The sequence below is a fragment of the Leptospira harrisiae genome, from assembly GCF_002811945.1.
GTDB lineage: Bacteria > Spirochaetota > Leptospiria > Leptospirales > Leptospiraceae > Leptospira_A > Leptospira_A harrisiae.
Window position 1 is genome coordinate 1,087,875 of the sequence record NZ_NPDX01000001.1, and the last position, 19,863, is coordinate 1,107,737.

Below are 19,863 nucleotides of genomic sequence, written 5' to 3' on the forward strand. Positions count from 1 at the left end.
ATTTACATTTATACTTACGGTAACATTTCAAAAATCTCTCGATTGATTTGAATCAAATGTTTTTTTAAAAAATCATTCATATCAAAACCTTGTTTATTGTATTCAGCAATTACTAAGGTTTTTGCATGATCTAAACTTTGTTTATTTTTCCAAGTGGCGATTGTCACAAATTGAATTTTCCCATTTTCTTCGCGGATGAAAGCTTGGTCGCTTATAAATCCTTCAATCGTTTGAATGAAGTTACGGTTGATTTTCACTCTTTCCAAAAAAAATTCTTTGGATTCGGCGGGCAATTGAAATCGGTCTATGAGAATTTGGGTCATGGTTTCCTCTGAAGCGGATTGTATCCTAACTTTCATAATAGAGGGGAATCGTTTTCAAAAATTGTAAAAAATCAGAATTTGAATGGTCTTACCAGTTTTGCGATTGTTGAAAAAATTGTTTTGGCGATTCTCCAGTGAAACGTTTGAATTCTTTGTTGAAGTGAGATTGGTCAAAAAAACCTGCTTCCTGTGCCAAATCTGTCAAGTTGGTGCTTTTGGAGTGAGCACTGATTACTGAGTGAATTCGCAAAAGGTTTGCATATTGTTTGGGAGTTATGCCCACAATTTCTTTGAATTTTTTTTCGAATGAATCGAGGCTAATGGGTAATCCTTTTGTGATTTCATTGATTCTAATTTGTCCATTTGACTGATTGATTTTGTAAAGAGTTCCATTTAAGATGGGGTCTAGTTTCCGATTCTTTTTATTTTGTATTAAAAACTTTTCGACTAACGCAATACAGTCTAAGTTGGAATTTGCAAAGAATAATTGTTCTTCCAGATTTTCAAGAAGACAATTTGGAATCAGATTTTCTAAACCAATGGTTTTCCCATAGAATTCAGAGATTGGTTCATTAAAAAATGCTGATGCACCAATTTCCGTTAGAATGACAAGTAAGGCGGATGAATTTTTTGAATAGATGATTTTCCTTGCCGATTTTCTCATCCCTGCAACGCCTGCACGTGGCAAATCGTACATTGTATTGGATTCGAAGGAACGAAGTTTTCCTCGTAGCTGAAAAGACAAAACTAAATTTGGATTTGGTAAAATGCGATTTTCAAGTTCAATATCAGCTTCAATGATAAGGTATTTTTTTACAAATGGCTGTAATACAATTGCTGGAAAATAACTTTGAATTTTCATAGGTGACTATTCGAATCGTAAATATTCTCTTCAAAGACTCTCTTAGTTTTATTCCCTGACAACTAGATTTTTAGGTAGTTTTACTCAAGGAATTCAATTCGTAACTAAAAGTCGTTTTACCTGAGTGGTTTTTTTTCAATTTTCTTTGTCAATCATGGTAAATTTCTTTCGTTTGACAATAGATCTTTTTTTGTCTATATATTTCCAAAAGAGTTCAAAAGAATTGAAACCATATCTAACAACAGTTTTACTTTCCTATTGTTCCTTGGTGATTTTTTCCTGTAAATTTTCTAATTTAGAGAATGGCTGTGATCCTAAATCTGATTCCTTTCAAGATTTTTATTTAGCTAGGATCCTTGTTGATGATGATCGTGAGTTTTGTGGTTCCCAAGCACCGAATCGATCTATTTGTGAAATGGATCCTTTAGCAATCATCCAGCCAAGACGTTGGAAATATGTGTCTCAGGAAATACAAAAACAAAAGTCTTTTGGTTCTACTGGGGTTTCCTTTACTAGTTTTACTCCACCTTATTCGGGCACAGCAAAGTGGTTAGGTGGAATTCTTGGCAATGACCAAAAAATCTACTCCGTTCCTTATAACCAATCCGAAGTACTTGTCATCAATCCAGTTACCAATGAAACTTCTAGTTTTGCCATTGGTGTGAGTGGTTCAGCACAATGGGAAGGCGGCGTATTGGCACCAAATGGAAAAATATATGCAATTCCAAGAGATGCTGACAATATTCTTGTTATCAATCCAACTAACAATCAAACTTATTTGTTACCTTCTCCAGAACTAGGGCTTGGAAAATGGCGAGGTGGAGTATTGGCTCCCAATGGTTTGATTTATGGAATACCCATGAGTTCCAATAAAATTTTAGTGATCAATCCACAAACAGATACCATACGGACTATACCTTCGCCTCTTTCATTGTCAAATATGTGGGAAGGAGGGGTACTCGCTCCTAACGGAAAAATATATGCATTCCCAGTTGATATAGATTATATTTTTGTTTTAGATCCTTTTTCGGAACGAAGTTACGTGATCCCGAGTCCCAAAACTGGTCTTGGGAAGTGGAGGCATGGAGTCCTTGCACCTAACGGAAAAATAATTGGTATTCCCTCCAATGATACGGAGTTTCTCATCATTGATCCTAACTCTGATTCGCTTAATTTATGGGTGTCACCTGTAGTTGCATCAGCTAAATGGAGAGGTGGAGTTTTAGCTGCAGACGGAAGGATCTACACAATACCTGCGGATATCACAGATTTTATTGCTTTTGATCCAGATACATTTGTATCCACAACATACAATTCCGGAATTTCGGGTGGAAATAAGTGGGGTGATGCTGTCTTATCACCTAACGGAAAAATATATACGATTCCACACACAGATAATCAGGTATTCGTCATTGATCCTGGCACTAACGGTAAGATCTGTGGCAATTTGTTACGAAGTAGTTACTGGAATGTGTATTAATATGACGAAAATTGAATCTTCCTAAATTTAAATTGACACTTCATTTTTAACATCTATAAATTGGTATGCGATGGAAGGCATCTGAATTTTGGAAAAATGCATCACCAAATGAATTATTGGATTTCTTCCAATCCGTTGAGCAGGGAACTGATTTAAAATCTTTAGCCGATCATATGATGGCAGAAGAAGATTTTTGTGATTTAGTTTTTGAATACTTATGGCTTCTTCGGTCGGAAGAAGGTTCGAGACGTTTTTTAAATGACGACAATTTAACTCCAGAACTTCTGATGAAGTTTATATATTTTGGATATGGAAAACAGTTCCTCACTGGAAATTTTGATTCCAATGCTTATTTTCTACAAATCAGATCTTTGTTTGATTCTGCACAGAGTTTGCGAATATTATCTCTTGCTGAAGAGATGGACAGAGATCCCACTCTAAAAATCCATCTATTGTCCAACTTAGACCCACAAACTTGGGAAGCTTACTTTGATATATTAGAACAAAATAATATGACGATGCAGGCATTACTAGGTATTTTTTCAAACCTTAGAGAAAATGAAATTAGAAAGATACTTTTGAATAGCCATACACTTTATTATTACCTACGAATGATGATGGTTTCTGGCCAAAAAAAAGTGGCAGAACAATTACCTAAAGAAAAGGAAAACCGTGCCCGGTTGGAGTCAATTTTGGATTCCATACATGTTTGGGAGACATTTTGCCATCAACTAAGTGAAAAATTTGATTTTAGATCAGAAGGGAAGTTGGCTCCAAACAAAAGGAACCCTGATCGTTTATCCCTTGTCTTACGGGAATTAAAGAAACTTCCTGCGCCAGATCGGGCAGATGTTTTGGCCTATCTTTGTGGAAATGGGGCAGTTCTTGACGTTTGGGAAGAAACGACCATCCTTTCTGCTCTTTCCAATTACGATCGCGTGGGAAAATACTTTTAACCCAAAAAAAGGAAATCATCCTAGTATTTGGTTTTACCCTTTTTTTTTCTTTTTTTTCAATAAATACCAGGTTTTTATTAAAAATCGAATTTCCTTTTTTGGGTAAGTCGGCTTTTCCTTTCGTCCTCTGATACGAGGGTTTGAGAATAAATCGATGCAAGTATTAGTTTACGATTTTTGGAAGAAGAGTTCCCCCCAACATGCAAAGGAGTCATTTGATTTTCTTTTAACGACTCCCAATCTTCATGAATATTTAGAAATTCTTTTTGAAGTCGATGAACTCGTTGAATACTTTTGTAGTTATTGTTGGATCCTGCGGGATGAGGATGTTTTAAAAGGACTAATCAACCATCCTGCAATGCCAGTCAATTTGATTTGTAAAGCGGTGTATTATGGATTTGGAAAATACATAAAAAAAGGAAATATCACACCGGATTATTATTTTTCTATATGGGCAAAAATCATTAGCTCTGAAAAAAGTTTGGAGTTATTACTGAATGAACCTATGGTTGAAAAGGATGTCACTTTTCAGTTAAACTTACTCAGCAATTTAAATGCAAAACAATGGGAAGAATACTTTGAATCTTCCATCTCTGAGTCCGGTGAACAAAATACAGATTCATTCCTTCGTATCTTTGAAAAAATTGATACGATTCATTGTAAACGACTTTTGTATCGTAATCCTAATCTATATCAATACTTGCGAATGTTAGTTGTATTTGATAAAAAAGAAACTGTGCCTGGGTTTTTGTTTCAATTAGAAAATAATTTAAAAACAATTCATCGATGGGAAGAATATGCGAATGCGAAACTAAGAGAGTTTTCTCCAAAAGATGAACGGGAAAAAACTCCGAGTCGTAGAAATGTCAATCGTTTGACTGATATACTTAGAGATGGTCTTTTTATCGCCGATGTTTCTGACCGTCTCGACTTTATTGAATACCTAATGATTCGAGAAGTGATTGTCGACGAACAAGAAATGGAAATCATCTGCCAATTTGTTGGCATACCAGATTCAAATGGAAAAATTGAATCCAAATTTTCTTCAATCCTATCTTGTCCCGTCATTTATCCTCAAACAAATCTATTGGATGCGGAAGAAAATCACAACTCTAAAGTAAATCCAACATTGATCTGACGGAAAGGTCCTGGTTGGATTCCCGTTGGTAATCTCCCTGACACATATTGTTTGTCTTGGATGTTTTTTGCGTTAATAAAAACAGACCATTTATCTGGGGACCGGTATCCTAAACTTGTATTCCATAATTCAACCTTAGGAATGATTCCTTTGTTTCCATCTTCAGATTCGTCTTTAGTGTTTAGTAAATCTGAATATTGTTTTCCAATGTATTGGTATTCTAAACGACCGTAGTATCCTTGTGGAGAAGACACACTGATTGCAGTGGTAAATGTTTCTTTGGGAACATAGGGTAAATAATTACCGGTTGTATCAGTCGAAATGTATTGGTAGTTGTTTACTGTGTACGCCGGTAAAATTTCAATCGTTTCTTTACCATCACTTGTTTGTGAAACAGGGAATGGATTGAAACTTCTCGATTTTGCTTCGATCCGAGAATAAATAAATTCTATAGGAACTCTCCATTCTGATTTTTGCATTTTTGCAGGATCCCAAACAATTACAGATTCTCCTCCAGTATGTGTCGAATAACCAGTATTTGCTGGTCTAATTCCGTTTTCTCCACCAACTTCATTCACATTAATGATTTGGTCTCTGAAATACATTTTATATCCAACAAGTTCCGTATACAAATACGAGGTTATATCTCCTCTAATTCCTGTTTCATAGTTTGTAGATGTTTCTGGTTTTAGGCGGTAATCATTTCCCTGCGGACTAAATGAGGTACCAAATGTCGGAGGTGAAAATCCTTTGTGGGCACCTGAAAACCATATGAATTTTTTGGTAATATCGTAGGTAATCCCAAGTCCAGGTAAGATGACATGAGTTCTTGATTCACTTGAACTTCTGCGATTGACCGAAACATCATTTGGCAAAACAGCACCCAGTCGGTAATCTTCTTGCGTGGCTTGTCTTCTTGTTGTAATTGCCTTTTGTCTGACTTCTTCATACCGCACACCTGGGATGAGTTTCCAGTTTTCTGAGAGTTGTATCCTATCCTGGAAGTAAGTTGCCAATGCCTCTATTTTTCTTTCTTGTCTATTTAAATTGAAGTTGGGTAGCGAGGGTTGCGCCAAATTTGTAACCAAAGATTCTTCTTGGATGATTGTTTTCGAAAGGTAACCTAGTGGATCGTCTGTTTTTTTTACATTGGTTTGCGTTAGATTGTTTTCACCATGCACTCTAACGCCAAGGTCGGTTTCATGTTTGATGCCGAAGGTAGAAAATTTAGATTCCAATTTAGTTTCCACACCTCCCACCATAAAAGATTGGTCGCGACTAATATACGACTCACGCATATAAATTGTATCACCAGGCCGATTTCCAATAATTCCAGGTGAGTAGTTACGAAGTGTATCCAGAGGTGCATTCAAATAACCTCCATTAGAAGATTTTCCAGATAAAAAATCCTGCCTTGCCCAGTTTCTTTCCGCTTGAGAAAAATATCCTCGTATAATAAGTGTATGGTCATCCGTTAATTTCCAGTTATGAGAAATGATGGATTGGCTTCGGTTTAGTTGTTTTTCATCAAACTCGGCTGGATTGATTTTTGGATCCATTCGGAAGAGGCCTTGTGATAAACCTAAATAAGTTGATTGGGCATTTTGTACATGATATCCTAGTTTAATCGTTGTACTATGGTTTTCGTTCCAATCTTGAATCCATTTGACATTCCCTTCAGTCACATCAAAATTTTGGTAATTACGAAATCCATTGCCTTGTTTTCTAAGTAAGGATACTTCAAAAGCACTGGATCCAAAACTTTTTCCGTAAGAATTGTAAGTGGAAAGGTATCCGTTTTCTCCGCCCACATTTTTTGTGTAAAACGTTGACTCCACTGGCGGACGTTTTGTGACAAAGTTAACAATCCCACCAATTGTATTTGGTCCGAATAATATGGAACCAGAACCTTTGATGATTTCAATTCGTTCCATTCTTTCAATTGATGGGGAATAATAACTTTCTGGTTGACCATAAGGTGAAAGTGAAGTTAGAATTCCATCTTCCAAAATTAAAGTTTTTCTGGATTCTTCATTACTTACACCCCTAAAACCAATATTTGGTGTTAGACCTGCAGCATCTTGGAATCGAACACTGGCACCTGGGGTTCTTCGCAATGCTTCCATCGGATCTGTAGGAGACGCTTCTTCTAAATATTTTTTATCAATGATGTATGCCGAACCTGGAATTTTTTTTAAGTCTTCTTTTTTGTTTCCAATGACATGAATCCCTTCATTTTTTTGAGTTTTTGTTTCTTGTTCATCAGTATTGGTCTGGGCATAAATTGAGATACTTCCGATCGGAATTAGAAGGAAAAAAAAGATAGAGTATAAGTTATTTAAATTCATCGAATGAGTCCTTTTAAAGGGAAAAAGTTGATTTGGATCTTTGTTAGATCTATGTTAGGCGGGAAAAGTGGTCGTGACGGTTTTCCGTTGATTGATACGTCCGATTGAACATAAACAGGAACGTCCTTAATACCCGACCGTTCAAACTCTTTGGTTTGTAAATGTTTGGCATATTGTAAGATATGTTCGGGTTGGATCGTCATCATTCGGTATTGGTAATCAGTAAGTTCTTCTTTCGGATTTACCTGTTTATTTTGAACAAAAAAGATGGCTCTTCCTACTTTGTCGGCTACCATTACTTGCCATGAATATTTAATTGATTCCTCAGTCCAAATCACTTGGCCAGGATAGAAAACATGCCGAAACGGAATCGTGATTTGTAACATAATATATGCGACTAACAAATATTCTTTCAAACCAAACTGAAGCTTGTTTTCCTTTGGTTCGGTAGTTTCTTTTGATAGTTCATTTCCCATATTGATTTTGAAAATTTTTTTTAGGATTGTTCTCGGCCAATTTGGTTCAAAAAATACCAATGAAGAAAGACTCATCACAATGGGGAAGATTCCAATGGGAAACAAAAAGGATGTGAAGGAATGGAAAAATAAAACAACAACCCATGCATAAAATCGAAATCGTTTTGTGCATAATAGAAAGGGTATCGATAAATCAAATAGTACACCAATCCAAGAAAAAGCAAAGGCAGTGATTGGTAATCCAAGGATGGGATCAAGAAAAGGCAATTTCCCTTCGGATTGGTACAACCATAATTTCAAAGGGAGCGCTTCAAACAGCCAATCTGGTTGGAGTTTTGCAACCCCTCCAAAAAAATAAACAAGTCCCATTTGAATACGGAAAGCATATAACCAAAACTTGGGAATGGGATCCGTATTTTGAATCCATTGTTTCCATTGGAGCGTAGGCAAATTAGATTTGGAAACAGGTGATAACCATAATAAAAATCCTAGTAAGGATATTAGATAATAATGATTTAGATAGATGGTAGCATCTGAAAAATGAAACCAAGTAAATCCAATCGTAAACACAAATAAATTAACTCTTAATAAATATCCAAAAAAAATTCCTAAAGCAGAAACTAATAAGATAATAAATAAAAGGTAGGTGAATATAGGAGGAAGAGGGTGAATCCATTCCCAACCAAAATGTTTAAAGAAAAATGTTGGTTTAATAAAATACGAATGGATCCATCCGAAATAGAAATACCGAATGATTAGAATGCTTGTTGCAAATCCATATCCAATACGAAAAAAATGCAGTGATAAGGAAGAAACTGGATTAGATAAATTCTTAGTCTCCATCATTTGAACTAGCTCCAATGGTTCCGCCAAGTGCACTAATAAGTTCCGTACTAATGATAATTCTAAGTTTTTTGAATTCACCAAGCATCAATTCAACATCTTGATTCCCTGTTGTAATCGCATTTTGGAAGGTTCCATATTTTGTTTTAACAGAGTTAACGGAAGCAGTTGTAGTTCTGATTTGTCCTTGCAACCTTGGAACCACCGTTTCACTTCGTAATGCTAAAAATTTATATAAACCTGCATCTCCTATGTCTGAAAAACCTTGTAGATTGTATAATAAAGAATCTAAAGACAAGTTTGCATAAGGTGTTTCTACTTTTGTAATGTCTTTCACACCTAAATTAGTTGCTCTTAACCCAGATGGTTCCGCTATTTTGATATCTACTATCGTATTACAAAAAAATACCATTTGGTTTGTGAGTTCTGTCAATCCATCTTTTGTGTTAGGATATTCCCGACTTCCTTTTCCTGCAGTTGTAAATGAGTTGTAAAAAGAAGTACTTCTGGATTTATCCCAATGGAAAATGAGTAAACCCGTTTGTGTTTTGATATCTTGGATTAGTTTAGTTAAATACGTTTTTCGATTGGTATCTGCAAATGCAGCGTTCGTTGTCGTGGCATTATCTTTAAAAAGCAGATATTCCACTGTGTCTAATCCATCCACTCGAAGGCCATTTGGTGCTAAGTTGGATGTGATTTTTGATTCGATTGCAGTAGGATCAATCGGGAAGGATTTCGAAAAACTGTCCAAATACAAATATACATTATTGGGAATGTAAGCCGGACCGAAGTAAGCCCATTCAATTTGTCGATACGCTAAATCTGCTTCGATCCATGCATTTTTTACAAGATTTAAGTTGGTCGCGTCGGTTGTGGTTACGTAATTGGTAGCGGCTGTTTGTAAGGCAGTTACTTTGTTGTCTAAATTTGTATATTTCGGAATAATTAAATTATTAGAAATATCCAAAAGTAAACTGGATGTTGTATAGGTTTTTAAATAACTATCTACTAAACCTAATATTTGTGCTTTTTCTGATGCACTATCTGACTGGATTCCGCAATTGAATAAAAAAATGTAAAATCCATATATAAAAAATTTCGATATAATTCTAATTCGCTTCATAATGATTTAAGAAAACTAATGATTTTGGTTCTAGATTCTTTAGGTAAAACTTTGTAATTATTTTTACTTTGTTCTGCTTCGCCGCCGTGCCAAAGGATTGCTTCCTGTATTCCTCTCGCTCTTCCATCGTGTAATAGAAGTTCGTGGCCATTGACTCTTTCGATAAGACCAAGTCCCCAAAGTGGAGTGGTCCTCCATTCATTTCCAGTTGCTAAAAAGTCGGACCTAGAATCACTGAGTCCATCTCCCATGTCATGTAGAAGTAAATCAGTATACGGTCTAATTTCTTGGTTTGCAATTTCCCTAATGGAATGGTCTCCTGTTTTGATTCTTGGGATATGGCAAGAGGAACATCCAATTTGAATGAACAATTCCTTACCTTTTTTGTTATCTTCCGATTTCCAACCTCTACGTCCTGGAACACTTACTAGGCTTGTGTAAAATGTAACTCGCGATAGACGATCACTTGAAATTTCAGGATTGGATCCATTTCCTGTCGGACTTGCAGAACAGAGGGTTTGTCCTGTGGCACAATTTTCGGATGGAAAAACCGGAGTGGTGAGACCAATATCTCCCAGAAAAGCACTGGCATTTTGGTGGGTTAAATTGGGTTGGTTGGCTTTCCATCCAAATCGTCCTAAAAATGATTTCGCTTGTGTTGTATCCCAGACAAGATTTGGTTTTCCGGAGATTCCATCTCCATTCGAATCAGATACGTCAGCAAACGAACGTATGGTGGCTTCAGGAATGGCTTCCAAAAGTCCGAGGCCTGGTACCATAGGAGCTGTTCTTGGAGAAATGAAATAAGTCCCAGATGGGTTATTTGTTGGATGATAAGGTTGGCCTGGATTTGCCACATTGATTTGTGTTGCACCACCTCCCACATTCCAGGTGATCGCATAACTTGGCTTACGTAACGAGTATGTTTCGCCATCTGGAAAATTTCCTGGTTCTTCTGTATAAGTAATGGTAACAGTTCCTTCTTTTGGTATTTGTGTCCCAGTTCCAAATTCTAATATCCCTTCTGTATTCAATTGGGTACCAAAATTGGCCATAGCGACTGGGCCACCTGTAGTTGCATTGGTTCCCGAGACACTCAATCGAATGAGCATAGAAGATAAACTGGTTCCGTCAGCTGGTGGTCTACCTCGACCATCCTTTACGTGACAACCTTGGCAAGACCGGTTGTTGAAGACAGGGCCAAGTCCGGCGACAGAAGAGTTTCCGGAAGGAAGCCAGGTGCGATTGAAGTTGGCGTTCCCATCTTGGAAGTCGATGGATCTATAAGAATCCACTACGTTTGCTGCTTCTAAGTCAAAGGCCGATTCAGTAGAATCAAAAGTAGTAGTATCACCACCACTGAATTGTTCACAAGGATCATTTAAAAAATCTCCAGCAGAACATTGCGGAGAGGATATAAGTGCAGCAAGAATTAGAGCATTGGTTTCATTATCGTTTGGTTTCTTTTTACAAGAAAAAATCAGGATGATACATGTCAGTAGGATAAGGTGTTTTGAATTCATTTTTATATATATTTTTTTATTCGAGAACTAATCCATCATCACCGATGGAGACTCCGTAACTTGCAGCGGATCTTTGCATCGCCTTTGCTATCTCTTGCACTGCTGGTTGGATTTGGTATCGGAAAAGTTGGTAATCAGCATTCTCCGTAGCAGAGCCAGAAACATTGACTGTAGCAATCATCCGATCGAAACGACTGGAAACAATCGAACTATTGCAGGCTTGATTTAATGAAACATCTTCGGTGAATTCATTCAAACAAAATAGTTCGGCTGTACCAATCCGTTCGTTAATGTAACTTGTTTCTCTACCAAGTAGATTTTTTAGACCATACCCAGTAATGGTCTTAGATCCAGTATAGGAACCGTTAAAAAGATTATCGAGTCCCTTTGCATCATAATAAAAGTCAGCTTTCGTATTGTCTGAGAAACAGGAATGTTCTTCTTCTTGTTCTCCACCAAAAACTCCAGTCATCCTTTCTCCACCCCATTCTCCACCGGCGAATTTTGCAATTCCACGTAAGATATTTTCAAAGGAAGTGGAACTTGATTTGAATTTGGAAACAAAGGAATTGGAAATTCCAGGGTCCCAGGCATTTTTTAACTGAAGAAGGTGCGCTTCTAGAATTTCTGTTGCAAACAAAAGATAAGCAGAACGTTTTGCTGCTGCAGATCCTGCGCCGTTTGCTGTAGTGAAATTAGATTGAGTGATAGAAGTTCCTGGTGTAAAGTTACCAGCTGCATCCGCACCCCATAACAAGTATTCAATGGCGTGCCAACCGACAGAAATGTTTTTTGCAGTATCTCCATCTGGACATGTTCCACCTGAACAATCGCCTTCATTGGCATCGATTAATCCTTGTTTAGTGACCGTACCTGCTAAAACAACAGTATCAATATAACCTTCATCCAAAGGCCAAGCATTCATGAGTGGCTCTAGTTCTACGCCTCCAGTCAGCACTGGGTTGTCGATTGGACCTTGACTAAAACGGAAAATCTCTGTTTGTAAGTAACTCCGTCTCGCCTTTCTCCAAAGTGTTTTTAGTTCATTGAGTTCTGTAACGGAAGGGGAGGCTTTCGCAGTAAAAGTGCTAACTTTTTGTCTGAGTGTTACCACATCTGTATAAGCATCGCTATAGTTTTGGAAGGCAATTTGGGAATAGGTTTCTAGAAAGGCCGACTGGTTTGGCGTATTACCAGCAAGAGCTAGTGCTGCCAATAGGCCCGTTTCCGAATTTCCAGATTCGGGAGTACAATAATTTAGCACAAGGCCAAGTGATAGTACGAAGGTTAGATTTCGCATCGACGTCATTGTGGGTGTCTCTCCTTGCGAATGAGATTAGTTCTCATTGTCAATTAAACAACGTTCGCGAAGCCAGTTCTGAGAGCAAATGGTTTTATTGGGTCTCCGATTGATATTTATCAGAATTAGAAGTTTTGATCAGTTGATGAACTTTGTTCAAAAAATCTCAGTGGTTCGGAAATAAATTATTTGACACTTGTTCAAAAAGTCTTAATTATGTGGCAATTGTTTAAAATATGTTAAAAATGTTCCGATTGGGAGGAATTATGAACACAAATAGAATTCTAGGATTGGCACTGTCCTTAGTTTTCGTAGGATCTCTTTCTGCGCAGACGCAAAGCCAAATGTTCCAACGTGTGGGAGTCGTAGGGGATTCCCTGAGCCAAGGTTTCTTCGGGGTCACCGTAGAGAAAAAAACACAAGATTGGGCATATCCCGTCCTTGTAAGCAAACAAGCCGGAGCTTCCGTTTCTTACAATGTTTTGAAAGGGCCATTCGTAAATTTAGAAGATGTACTGAAATGGGACTGTGGTATTTTCTGTATTGCGGAAAGCATCATCGGGGGGAATGGTTCTACTGTTTCTCTTCCGACACACGCAGGGATCACTGGAGCTGAATACACTAGTCTTTTAAAAACTTCTGGCAAATGCGAAGACATCAATGCCACCAAACAAGAAAAAGAATGGTACTGGGCGAAGTGGTATTGGTATACATATCGTTGGGTGACCGTAGCAGACTGCCAAGAACCAGACAAGTTTCACAGGTTTGGTCTTCGTGATGCAGGAACACAAACCCAAGTAATGGAAAAAGTAAAACCTACTTTCTTATTTGGATCTGCTGGTGCTAATCATGTTCTCTGTACAGCACTTCATACATCCACAGACTGTTTGGATGAAGCTAGATTCAAAAGAGATATTCGTGAATTTTTCCGCAGAATGTCTGTTATGGGAAGTTTACAAGGTGGAGTTCTTTTCACTGTTCCAAACGTAACTGCTATTGCATTTTTGGAAAACTACAAAGATCCAAATGGACGTGCAAATTATACAGGACTCAAAGCATTCTTCAGAAATTCTGTATCTGATCCAAACCAAGTCCTTGATGCAAATGAAATCTCAACAATTTCTACTTTTTTGAATATGTTAAATAACGAGATCAAAGCACAAGCTGCGACAATGCGATTTGCGGTTGCTGATTTGCGTGTGATTTTTGATGATTTAAAAGAGAATGGAAGACCAATTCGAAGTGAATCAGGATGGTCTCCTGGAAATGCCAGAGCAAATTGGCCACTTCCTAACCAACCAGGAGTATTTGGCTTAGATGGTGTTCACCCGAATATGTATGGACATTCTTTATTTGCAAATGAATTGATCAAAGCGATTAACACTCGTTATGGATACTCAATCCCACAAGTAAGTGAATACACTGCTTGGTATTATGACTCACTCAATAGAAACCCAGTAGACTTAAAAAAATTCCTAACAGAAAATATCTTTGGTCAGGCAATTTCTTGGGTCATTTCAATCTTTACATAAGAGGTTAAACGATGAGTAAGCGGTTTATAGGTATCATTTCGGTTTGTGGATTTCTTTTGGTTTTGTTTTCTTTTGTAGTATGGAAATTTTCGTCACACAAAACAAACAAACAAACAGACGTCACCGATTCCGATTTCGGAAATTCAGAAAGTCACGCAAAATCGTTGTTTGACGATCCAGAGTTTGCCGACGCTCCCAATCCAGAAGAATTGGAATTGGCACAGGCTGAGGTACTTTGGCCGTTTGCTTTGGAGAAAAAACCAAATCGTAAAGAAGAGATCAAAGAAGAATGGAGAGATTTTGCTGCAAAGTATCCAAAAAATTTCTACATTCCTCGTGAGATCAAATCACGAATGACAGAGTCGGAAGAAAAGGAACATCTGGAGATGTTGGATTCTTTTACTGCAATGGATGCGAGTATCTCTGCTTCCATTTCCAAAGAAAAATGGTCGGACAAACCGTCCGCAGAAGAGCCGGGGGCTACAGAAAGACCGTCTCCAAAAACGCAGAAAGCCTATTTCGATTTTAAAATCAATGAATTGGAATCCAGAATCCAAATGGTTGAGTATTGGATCGAAAACAAACATCCTTCCGGGGAAGTAAAACAATCTGCCGAAAAAGACCTTAGTCTTTGGAAAAAAGAACTCACTAGTTTAAAAGAAGTGAGAAGCCAAGTTCCAAACTCATAAAAGTCTCTCCTAACTTAAATTAAACTTGAAAAAGAGGACGATCGTCCTCTTTTTTTTTGCCCTTCTCTATTTCCACATTCTGAACTAAATTTTCACTCAGTGCTTGACAGGAACGTCGTTCAAGAAATAGATGAATTTGAGACTCGGTATCAGTACCTTTTTCTCTCTTTGGAGAACCAATTCTATGAACAAAAACAGAAATTTCCTCGGAACAATCTTCCTTTCCATAATCCTCTTTAGTTTGGTAACTCAGTGTAAATCCAAAGAGACTGATCCCAGTGCCCTTGCCTTACTTGGTTTTAGCCTAAACCTTTCCACGATTTCAGGAACGATTACTGACGGAGCCCAAAACCCTATCACCAATGCGAGTTTGGAGATAGCTACTTCCGCAAACCTTCGCTCATCTTCCTCTCGCTCACTAGCCAGTACATCGGAAACGGGGGCTTGGCAACTTTCTTTGGGGACGGGAACCTTTGAAATTCTTGTGAAAGATTCCACTGGGAAATCCCTTGGAACTTTTAAAATATCTTCTGGTGAAAATTTGGAACCGTCCATTGAAGATGTCACTCATACCTCGGATCGAATTTTTTTAGTGAGTTTGGCAAACGAGAGGGAGGTTGGATCTAAATTTGAGATCCTTTTTCCAAAGGATGGCAGTATCATCAAAACCTATGATCTAACTCTAAATATAAAAACCTCTGATTCTTTAACTTGTTCTGTATTTCAAAATAGATTAGAAAAAAATAATTTCAAAGCCACAAAGGGTGAAATTATTTCTACTCTATCAGTCAAGCCAACGTTAGGTGTAAATAAGGTTCAAATTCAATGTACAAATGAATTGGGAATCACAGCTAAAAAAACCATTCTTACTTATTTTGGAAATCGAATCTCTGCTGGTGGATCTCACTCTGGTTATGTGGTGAATGGTAGTCTTTATACCTGGGGAAGAAATAATTTTGGACAATTGGGAACAGGAACTTCAACGGGTGACCTTACCAATCCAACCATCACTAAACTTTCAACAATAACAAATGTCGCCTCCATTGGATTCAACCAAAACAACTCTCTTGCTATCACGGATGACGGATCTGTTTGGACTTGGGGAGCCAATAGCAGTGGCCAATTGGGTATGGGAAATACTGGAGACTTACAAACTTCAGCGACAGATGTTGGACCAAGAAATCCACCTCGAAAAGTTCCAGGTATCACAAACGCAGTAATGGGTGTTTATGGATTTGATCATGCTGTGATTTTAAAGTCTGATGGAACTGTTGTTAGTTTTGGATTAAATTCTGTTGGCCAACTTGGGAATGGAACTGGAGGAACAGGAACTTATTCCGCAAATCCAGTCACAGTAACAGGGCTTCCCAATGATATAATCCAAGTCATAGCGGGAGCTGAACATTCTGCAGCCTTAACAAAGTCAGGTGATGTATATGTTTGGGGAAGAGACCAATATGGGAATTTGGGAGATGGAGTGCTCGGAACGGCAACCGAAGTCAATTTTACTCCTAAAAAAGTTTCTTCTTTATCTGGAATTGTTCATATAGCCAATGGTCGAGATCATATCCTTGCACTCAAAAATGATGGGACTGTTTATGCTTGGGGACTTGCAGCGAGCGGTCAACTCGGGATAGGTGGGAGTGGTTCTCCCACTCCTGTTCCCACGCCGACACTTGTGTCAGGACTCTACAATGTGGTTTCTGTTTGGGCCAATGGAACCCAAAGTTTTGCGATCCTCAGTGATGGGACGGTAAAAGGTTGGGGAGCCAATTCTAGCGGAAATTTAGGAACAGGTCTTACCACTCCTGCAAAATTATATACTCCCGGAGACATTGTCGTTGGTGTGAAGGACATCCAGTACTTTGGATGTGGAGCACTTCATAATTTTGCGATCTTAAAGTCTGGATCTTTGTATGGTTGGGGATGGAACTTTAAAGGGTCAATTGGACGTGCGGATCTCCAAGAAACTTGGGCGGCAACAACTCCGATCTTTCTTACCATTCCCGACTAATTTAAGTTTTATTTTCATTGGTGCAAATGGGAAAATTTATAATTTTAATCTTTTTATCAAACTCTTTCTATTTTGGATGTGCGTTTGTAGAATCAAATGTTTGTTCTACGGACATAGGGTTATCCGAAATAGTCAATTCTACATCTGTAATGGGATGCAAAAAAGAGAAAAAACTTTGCGAAGATGGGTCCTGTTTGGCTTTACTCGGATTGAATCAGTCAGGTCCAAACCCTTGGGAATATGAAGAGGGTGAGGAACTTTCCGGTGGTAAGGCAATGACAAGTTTTGTTACGGATGCTCGTGCTTTCCTTCAGTTTGGAAAAAACTCACCTTTGCAAACGATTTCGGATTTTACTGTCGGCCAATCTGTTTTTGAAGTACCGTGGACGGCAGGTTTTTCAGCGAGCCTTCCTGACCGGGATGGACTTGGTCCTTTTTTTCATACCAACTCTTGTCTTGGATGCCATGTTGGAAATGGTAGGGCAGTGGAAGATGATGGTGATCCATTAGTTTTCACCTTGGTAAGGTTAGGTGTTGGTGCGAAAGGAAATGAACCCGAACCAATATATGGAACCCAGTTCCAACCAAATGCTGTTGCCGGTGTCTCACCAGAAGGAACCGTCCATTTTGAATACGATTTCATTGACGGAACTTATTCAGATGGCACAACTTATACTTTACGAAAACCAAATTTAGTCTTTAGCGGACTTGGTTACGGTCCATTTAAACAAGGCCACAAAACTTCCGTTCGGTTGACACAGCAGGTCATAGGACTTGGGCTTTTGGAATCGGTTTCTGAAGAAAACATTTTGAGCCGGTCAGATCCGCTCGATTTAGATGGGGATGGAATTTCAGGAAGACCTAATTGGATTTGGGATCTCTCTGGAAGTGGAAAATCGCTCGGGCGTTTTGGTTGGAAAGCGAATGCTCCTAGTCTCAAACGTCAAAACTCTGCCGCTTTTTCGGGTGATATTGGAATCACAAGTCCCATGTTATCATCCGAAAATTGTTCTTCCACACAAACTTCATGTTCCAATGCTACAGGTGGCGGTAACCCAGAAATATCAGAAGATAAAATCACCGCAATTACAAAGTATATGCAACTAGTTGCAGTACCAGTTCGCCGGAATCCAAATTTACCAGCAATTTTGAATGGAAAAAAACATTTTTTCTTTGCTGGTTGTAACAAATGTCATACGGAGAAGTTGGTGACAACAAATCAAACTCCCTTTGCACAACTTGCAAACCAAACCATTCGTCCTTATACCGATCTCCTGTTACATGATATGGGAGAGGGTTTGAGTGATGGAAAAGCGGACGGTGAAGCAACAGAAAACGAATGGAGAACTGCACCACTTTGGGGGATCGGCCTTTTTGGAACTGTAAATGGGAAAGCTCGTTATTTGCATGATGGGAGAGCAAAAACGTTGGATGAGGCTATCCTATGGCATGGTGGGGAAGCAGAAAAAAGTAAAAAATATTTTTTAGCTCTAAATGTATCAGACAGAGCAAACCTCATTCGTTTTTTGTTATCATTATAAAACGAACTCGAGTTCAAATGAGAAAAAGATAAGTGTGAACCTTAAAAATTCACACATTTCTTTTGATTTAAAACTTGAAGGCAGGGTTTTAAAATTCTAAATTTGTCTGGCATGCAAAAGATTTGGATTTTTCTTTCTCTTTTTTTTACCGTTACCTTCTTTTTGAATTGTGATCCCGTTCCCACCAAAGAAGATACAAATCCTGTTATGGAAACTGTGGCAGAAGAACAACCTACAGAATCTCTTCTGGCCGCTCTCGATTCTACTGATCCTTTTACAAGGTCCCAAGCAACAATCCAATTGGGGAGTCGGGATGTACGTTCGGCCATCCCAAAGTTAAAAAAACTTTTATCAGATAAAGAACCAGGTGTTCGCGCTGGGGCGTCCATAGCTCTGGGAGACTTAAAAGACAAATCTTCTTCAACCACCATTGCCAATTTGATGTGGTCTGATTCTGAAAATCCGAAAGATGTTTATTTGGATGCGCTCACTCGTATGAAAGACCCTTCTGTGGGGAATCGAATGTATCCTTTATTAGATGACACTAATGCAACACTTCGTTTGCAGGTAGTGGATGCACTTGTGCAGATTGGAGCCAAAGCAATAGGCCCTCAGATTTTAAGTATGGCTTTAAAAAACAAAGATAGGGAAAAAGACAAAACCTATGCGATGGCATTAGGAAAATTAAAGATAAATGCTTCCGAGTCTTATTTGCTTGGGTTAACCAAAACTCAAGATGAATCTCCCACACTTGCTGCGGCCTATCTTGCTTTAGGAAGAATCAAAGCTAAAAATGCAAATGATGTACTTGTGAAAGCATTGAACCTTCCTTATAGCAAAGGAAAAGAAAATGCGTCCTTGGCTCTCATTGAAATTGGAAACCCATCTGTTGTTTCCAAAGTTTTCCAATCCTTAAGTTCCGAAGATACGGAAACTAAACTTTATGCTACAGATGTACTTTGTTCCATACCATCCAAGGAAGCTGCAAAGTTAGCCTATGATCTGTTAAATGGAAAAGATTCTAAAAACTGGGGAAGTGCTGCAAAAATTGTCGGTAGACAAAGGTATAAAGAGGGAAGGGCACGTATCGAAGAGTTATTGGAAAAAAAATCCACTCCCGAACGTGATAGTTTTGCCGAAGCACTCGGTTGGATTGGCGACAAGGCTTCGATTCCTGTTCTTAGAAAAGTTTTATTATCGGGAGAACCAGAAGGACCTTATGGATCGGCTTGGGCTCTCGGAATTCTTGGTGCTAGGGAAGCAGTTCCTGATCTCATCAAAGCACTTGATTTAGGAGATGCGAAACTAATGGTTTATGCATTGGAGGCACTTGGTTCCATTGCTGACCCAACAAGTTTACCCAAACTCAAAAGCCTGTTAGCGGATAGACCCAAAATGGCTCCACAAATACTTTCTACAGTGGCTCTCATCCCAACAGAAGAAGCTCGGATTGTGATTGAAGAGGCAACAAAATCCAAAGATGCAGAAGTATACAGGCCGGCAATGGAAGAGATCGCCAAACGGAAAGATAAAAAATCCGTTCCACTTTTATTAACCTATGTAAATGGTGATAATTCGGAAAAACGAAAACTCAGTTATTATGCCCTCACTGCTGTGACTGGAGAAAAATTTCGAACTGCTAAAGAATGGAATGAGTGGGCAAAAAGGAATTGATCATCTTTAAAAATGGTTTTGGGATTAGTGATTCAGAT

15 protein-coding genes are annotated in these 19,863 nt (G+C 38.4%); 8 read left to right on the forward strand and 7 right to left on the reverse strand.

Annotation, left to right across the window (positions count from 1 at the left end; all coding sequences use genetic code 11):
• Positions 1-14 precede the first annotated feature (14 nt).
• Positions 15-323 (reverse strand): antibiotic biosynthesis monooxygenase family protein, encoded by a 309-nt coding sequence (locus CH364_RS05025; protein ID WP_100743420.1) that lies wholly within the window; start codon positions 321-323, stop codon positions 15-17.
• Between the two features lie 88 nt (positions 324-411).
• Positions 412-1,185, reverse strand: coding sequence for a helix-turn-helix domain-containing protein (locus tag CH364_RS05030; RefSeq protein WP_100742476.1), 774 nt, complete (start codon positions 1,183-1,185; stop codon positions 412-414).
• A gap of 223 nt (positions 1,186-1,408) precedes the next feature.
• On the opposite strand from CH364_RS05030, the gene CH364_RS05035 reads away from it, so the two are divergent.
• The 3 genes from CH364_RS05035 to CH364_RS05045 all read left to right on the forward strand — a co-directional run bounded on the left by CH364_RS05035 (position 1,409) and on the right by CH364_RS05045 (position 4,759).
• Positions 1,409-2,665: an NHL repeat-containing protein gene (locus tag CH364_RS05035; protein WP_100743421.1), complete on the forward strand. Its 1,257-nt coding sequence runs from the start codon at positions 1,409-1,411 to the stop codon at positions 2,663-2,665.
• Positions 2,666-2,730: 65 nt separating this feature from the next.
• Positions 2,731-3,621, forward strand: coding sequence for an LBF_1199 family protein (locus CH364_RS05040; protein WP_100742477.1), 891 nt, complete (start codon positions 2,731-2,733; stop codon positions 3,619-3,621).
• A 154-nt stretch (positions 3,622-3,775) separates the two neighbouring features.
• Entirely contained in the window at positions 3,776-4,759 is a 984-nt protein-coding gene (locus CH364_RS05045) for an LBF_1199 family protein (RefSeq protein ID WP_100742478.1), read from the forward strand.
• On the opposite strand, the gene CH364_RS05050 is transcribed toward CH364_RS05045, so the two are convergent.
• From CH364_RS05050 to CH364_RS05070, 5 genes are read right to left on the reverse strand one after another with little or no spacing between them, the layout of a single operon-like run.
• Complete coding sequence (locus tag CH364_RS05050) at positions 4,726-7,107, reverse strand: TonB-dependent receptor family protein (RefSeq protein WP_100742479.1); 2,382 nt, start codon at positions 7,105-7,107, stop codon at positions 4,726-4,728. The two genes, CH364_RS05045 and CH364_RS05050, sit on opposite strands and share 34 nt — an antisense overlap.
• Positions 7,104-8,429, reverse strand: coding sequence for an HTTM domain-containing protein (locus tag CH364_RS05055; RefSeq protein ID WP_243401257.1), 1,326 nt, complete (start codon positions 8,427-8,429; stop codon positions 7,104-7,106). The genes CH364_RS05050 and CH364_RS05055 overlap by 4 nt, the downstream gene beginning before the upstream one ends.
• Entirely contained in the window at positions 8,416-9,552 is a 1,137-nt protein-coding gene (locus CH364_RS05060) for an imelysin family protein (protein ID WP_100742480.1), read from the reverse strand. The genes CH364_RS05055 and CH364_RS05060 overlap by 14 nt, the downstream gene beginning before the upstream one ends.
• A complete protein-coding gene (locus tag CH364_RS05065) occupies positions 9,549-11,075 on the reverse strand; it encodes a di-heme oxidoreductase family protein (protein ID WP_100742481.1) in 1,527 nt (508 codons plus the stop codon). Before CH364_RS05065 ends, CH364_RS05060 begins: the two co-directional genes overlap by 4 nt.
• A 16-nt stretch (positions 11,076-11,091) precedes the next feature.
• Positions 11,092-12,384 carry an imelysin family protein gene (locus CH364_RS05070; protein WP_100742482.1) on the reverse strand — a complete coding sequence of 431 codons (1,293 nt, stop codon included), beginning with the start codon at positions 12,382-12,384 and terminating at the stop codon, positions 11,092-11,094.
• Between the two features lie 227 nt (positions 12,385-12,611).
• On the opposite strand from CH364_RS05070, the gene CH364_RS05075 reads away from it, so the two are divergent.
• From CH364_RS05075 to CH364_RS05095, 5 genes are all read left to right on the forward strand, one after another.
• Complete coding sequence (locus CH364_RS05075; RefSeq protein ID WP_100742483.1) at positions 12,612-13,907, forward strand: hypothetical protein; 1,296 nt, start codon at positions 12,612-12,614, stop codon at positions 13,905-13,907.
• Positions 13,908-13,918: 11 nt separating this feature from the next.
• Positions 13,919-14,596, forward strand: coding sequence for a hypothetical protein (locus CH364_RS05080; RefSeq protein ID WP_100742484.1), 678 nt, complete (start codon positions 13,919-13,921; stop codon positions 14,594-14,596).
• A gap of 184 nt (positions 14,597-14,780) precedes the next feature.
• A complete protein-coding gene (locus tag CH364_RS05085; protein ID WP_243401258.1) occupies positions 14,781-16,610 on the forward strand; it encodes an RCC1 domain-containing protein in 1,830 nt (609 codons plus the stop codon).
• 26 nt (positions 16,611-16,636) lie between these two features.
• A complete protein-coding gene (locus CH364_RS05090; RefSeq protein ID WP_100742485.1) occupies positions 16,637-18,151 on the forward strand; it encodes a di-heme oxidoreductase family protein in 1,515 nt (504 codons plus the stop codon).
• A gap of 111 nt (positions 18,152-18,262) precedes the next feature.
• Positions 18,263-19,825: a HEAT repeat domain-containing protein gene (locus CH364_RS05095; RefSeq protein WP_100742486.1), complete on the forward strand. Its 1,563-nt coding sequence runs from the start codon at positions 18,263-18,265 to the stop codon at positions 19,823-19,825.
• Positions 19,826-19,863: the final 38 nt, after the last annotated feature.

Bases quoted from the DNA above. Each gene is read 5' to 3' on its own strand.
- CH364_RS05075 (WP_100742483.1), top strand. From the start codon at position 12,612: ATGTTAAAAATGTTCCGATTGGGAGGAATTATGAACACAAATAGAATT.
- CH364_RS05095 (WP_100742486.1), top strand. From the start codon at position 18,263: ATGCAAAAGATTTGGATTTTTCTTTCTCTTTTTTTTACCGTTACCTTC.
- CH364_RS05050 (WP_100742479.1), bottom strand. From the start codon at position 7,107: ATGAATTTAAATAACTTATACTCTATCTTTTTTTTCCTTCTAATTCCG.
- CH364_RS05080 (WP_100742484.1), top strand. From the start codon at position 13,919: ATGAGTAAGCGGTTTATAGGTATCATTTCGGTTTGTGGATTTCTTTTG.
- CH364_RS05070 (WP_100742482.1), bottom strand. From the start codon at position 12,384: ATGACGTCGATGCGAAATCTAACCTTCGTACTATCACTTGGCCTTGTG.
- CH364_RS05045 (WP_100742478.1), top strand. From the start codon at position 3,776: ATGCAAGTATTAGTTTACGATTTTTGGAAGAAGAGTTCCCCCCAACAT.
- CH364_RS05055 (WP_243401257.1), bottom strand. From the start codon at position 8,429: ATGATGGAGACTAAGAATTTATCTAATCCAGTTTCTTCCTTATCACTG.
- CH364_RS05090 (WP_100742485.1), top strand. From the start codon at position 16,637: ATGGGAAAATTTATAATTTTAATCTTTTTATCAAACTCTTTCTATTTT.
- CH364_RS05060 (WP_100742480.1), bottom strand. From the start codon at position 9,552: ATGAAGCGAATTAGAATTATATCGAAATTTTTTATATATGGATTTTAC.
- CH364_RS05040 (WP_100742477.1), top strand. From the start codon at position 2,731: ATGCGATGGAAGGCATCTGAATTTTGGAAAAATGCATCACCAAATGAA.
- CH364_RS05085 (WP_243401258.1), top strand. From the start codon at position 14,781: ATGAACAAAAACAGAAATTTCCTCGGAACAATCTTCCTTTCCATAATC.
- CH364_RS05065 (WP_100742481.1), bottom strand. From the start codon at position 11,075: ATGAATTCAAAACACCTTATCCTACTGACATGTATCATCCTGATTTTT.
- CH364_RS05025 (WP_100743420.1), bottom strand. From the start codon at position 323: ATGACCCAAATTCTCATAGACCGATTTCAATTGCCCGCCGAATCCAAA.
- CH364_RS05030 (WP_100742476.1), bottom strand. From the start codon at position 1,185: ATGAAAATTCAAAGTTATTTTCCAGCAATTGTATTACAGCCATTTGTA.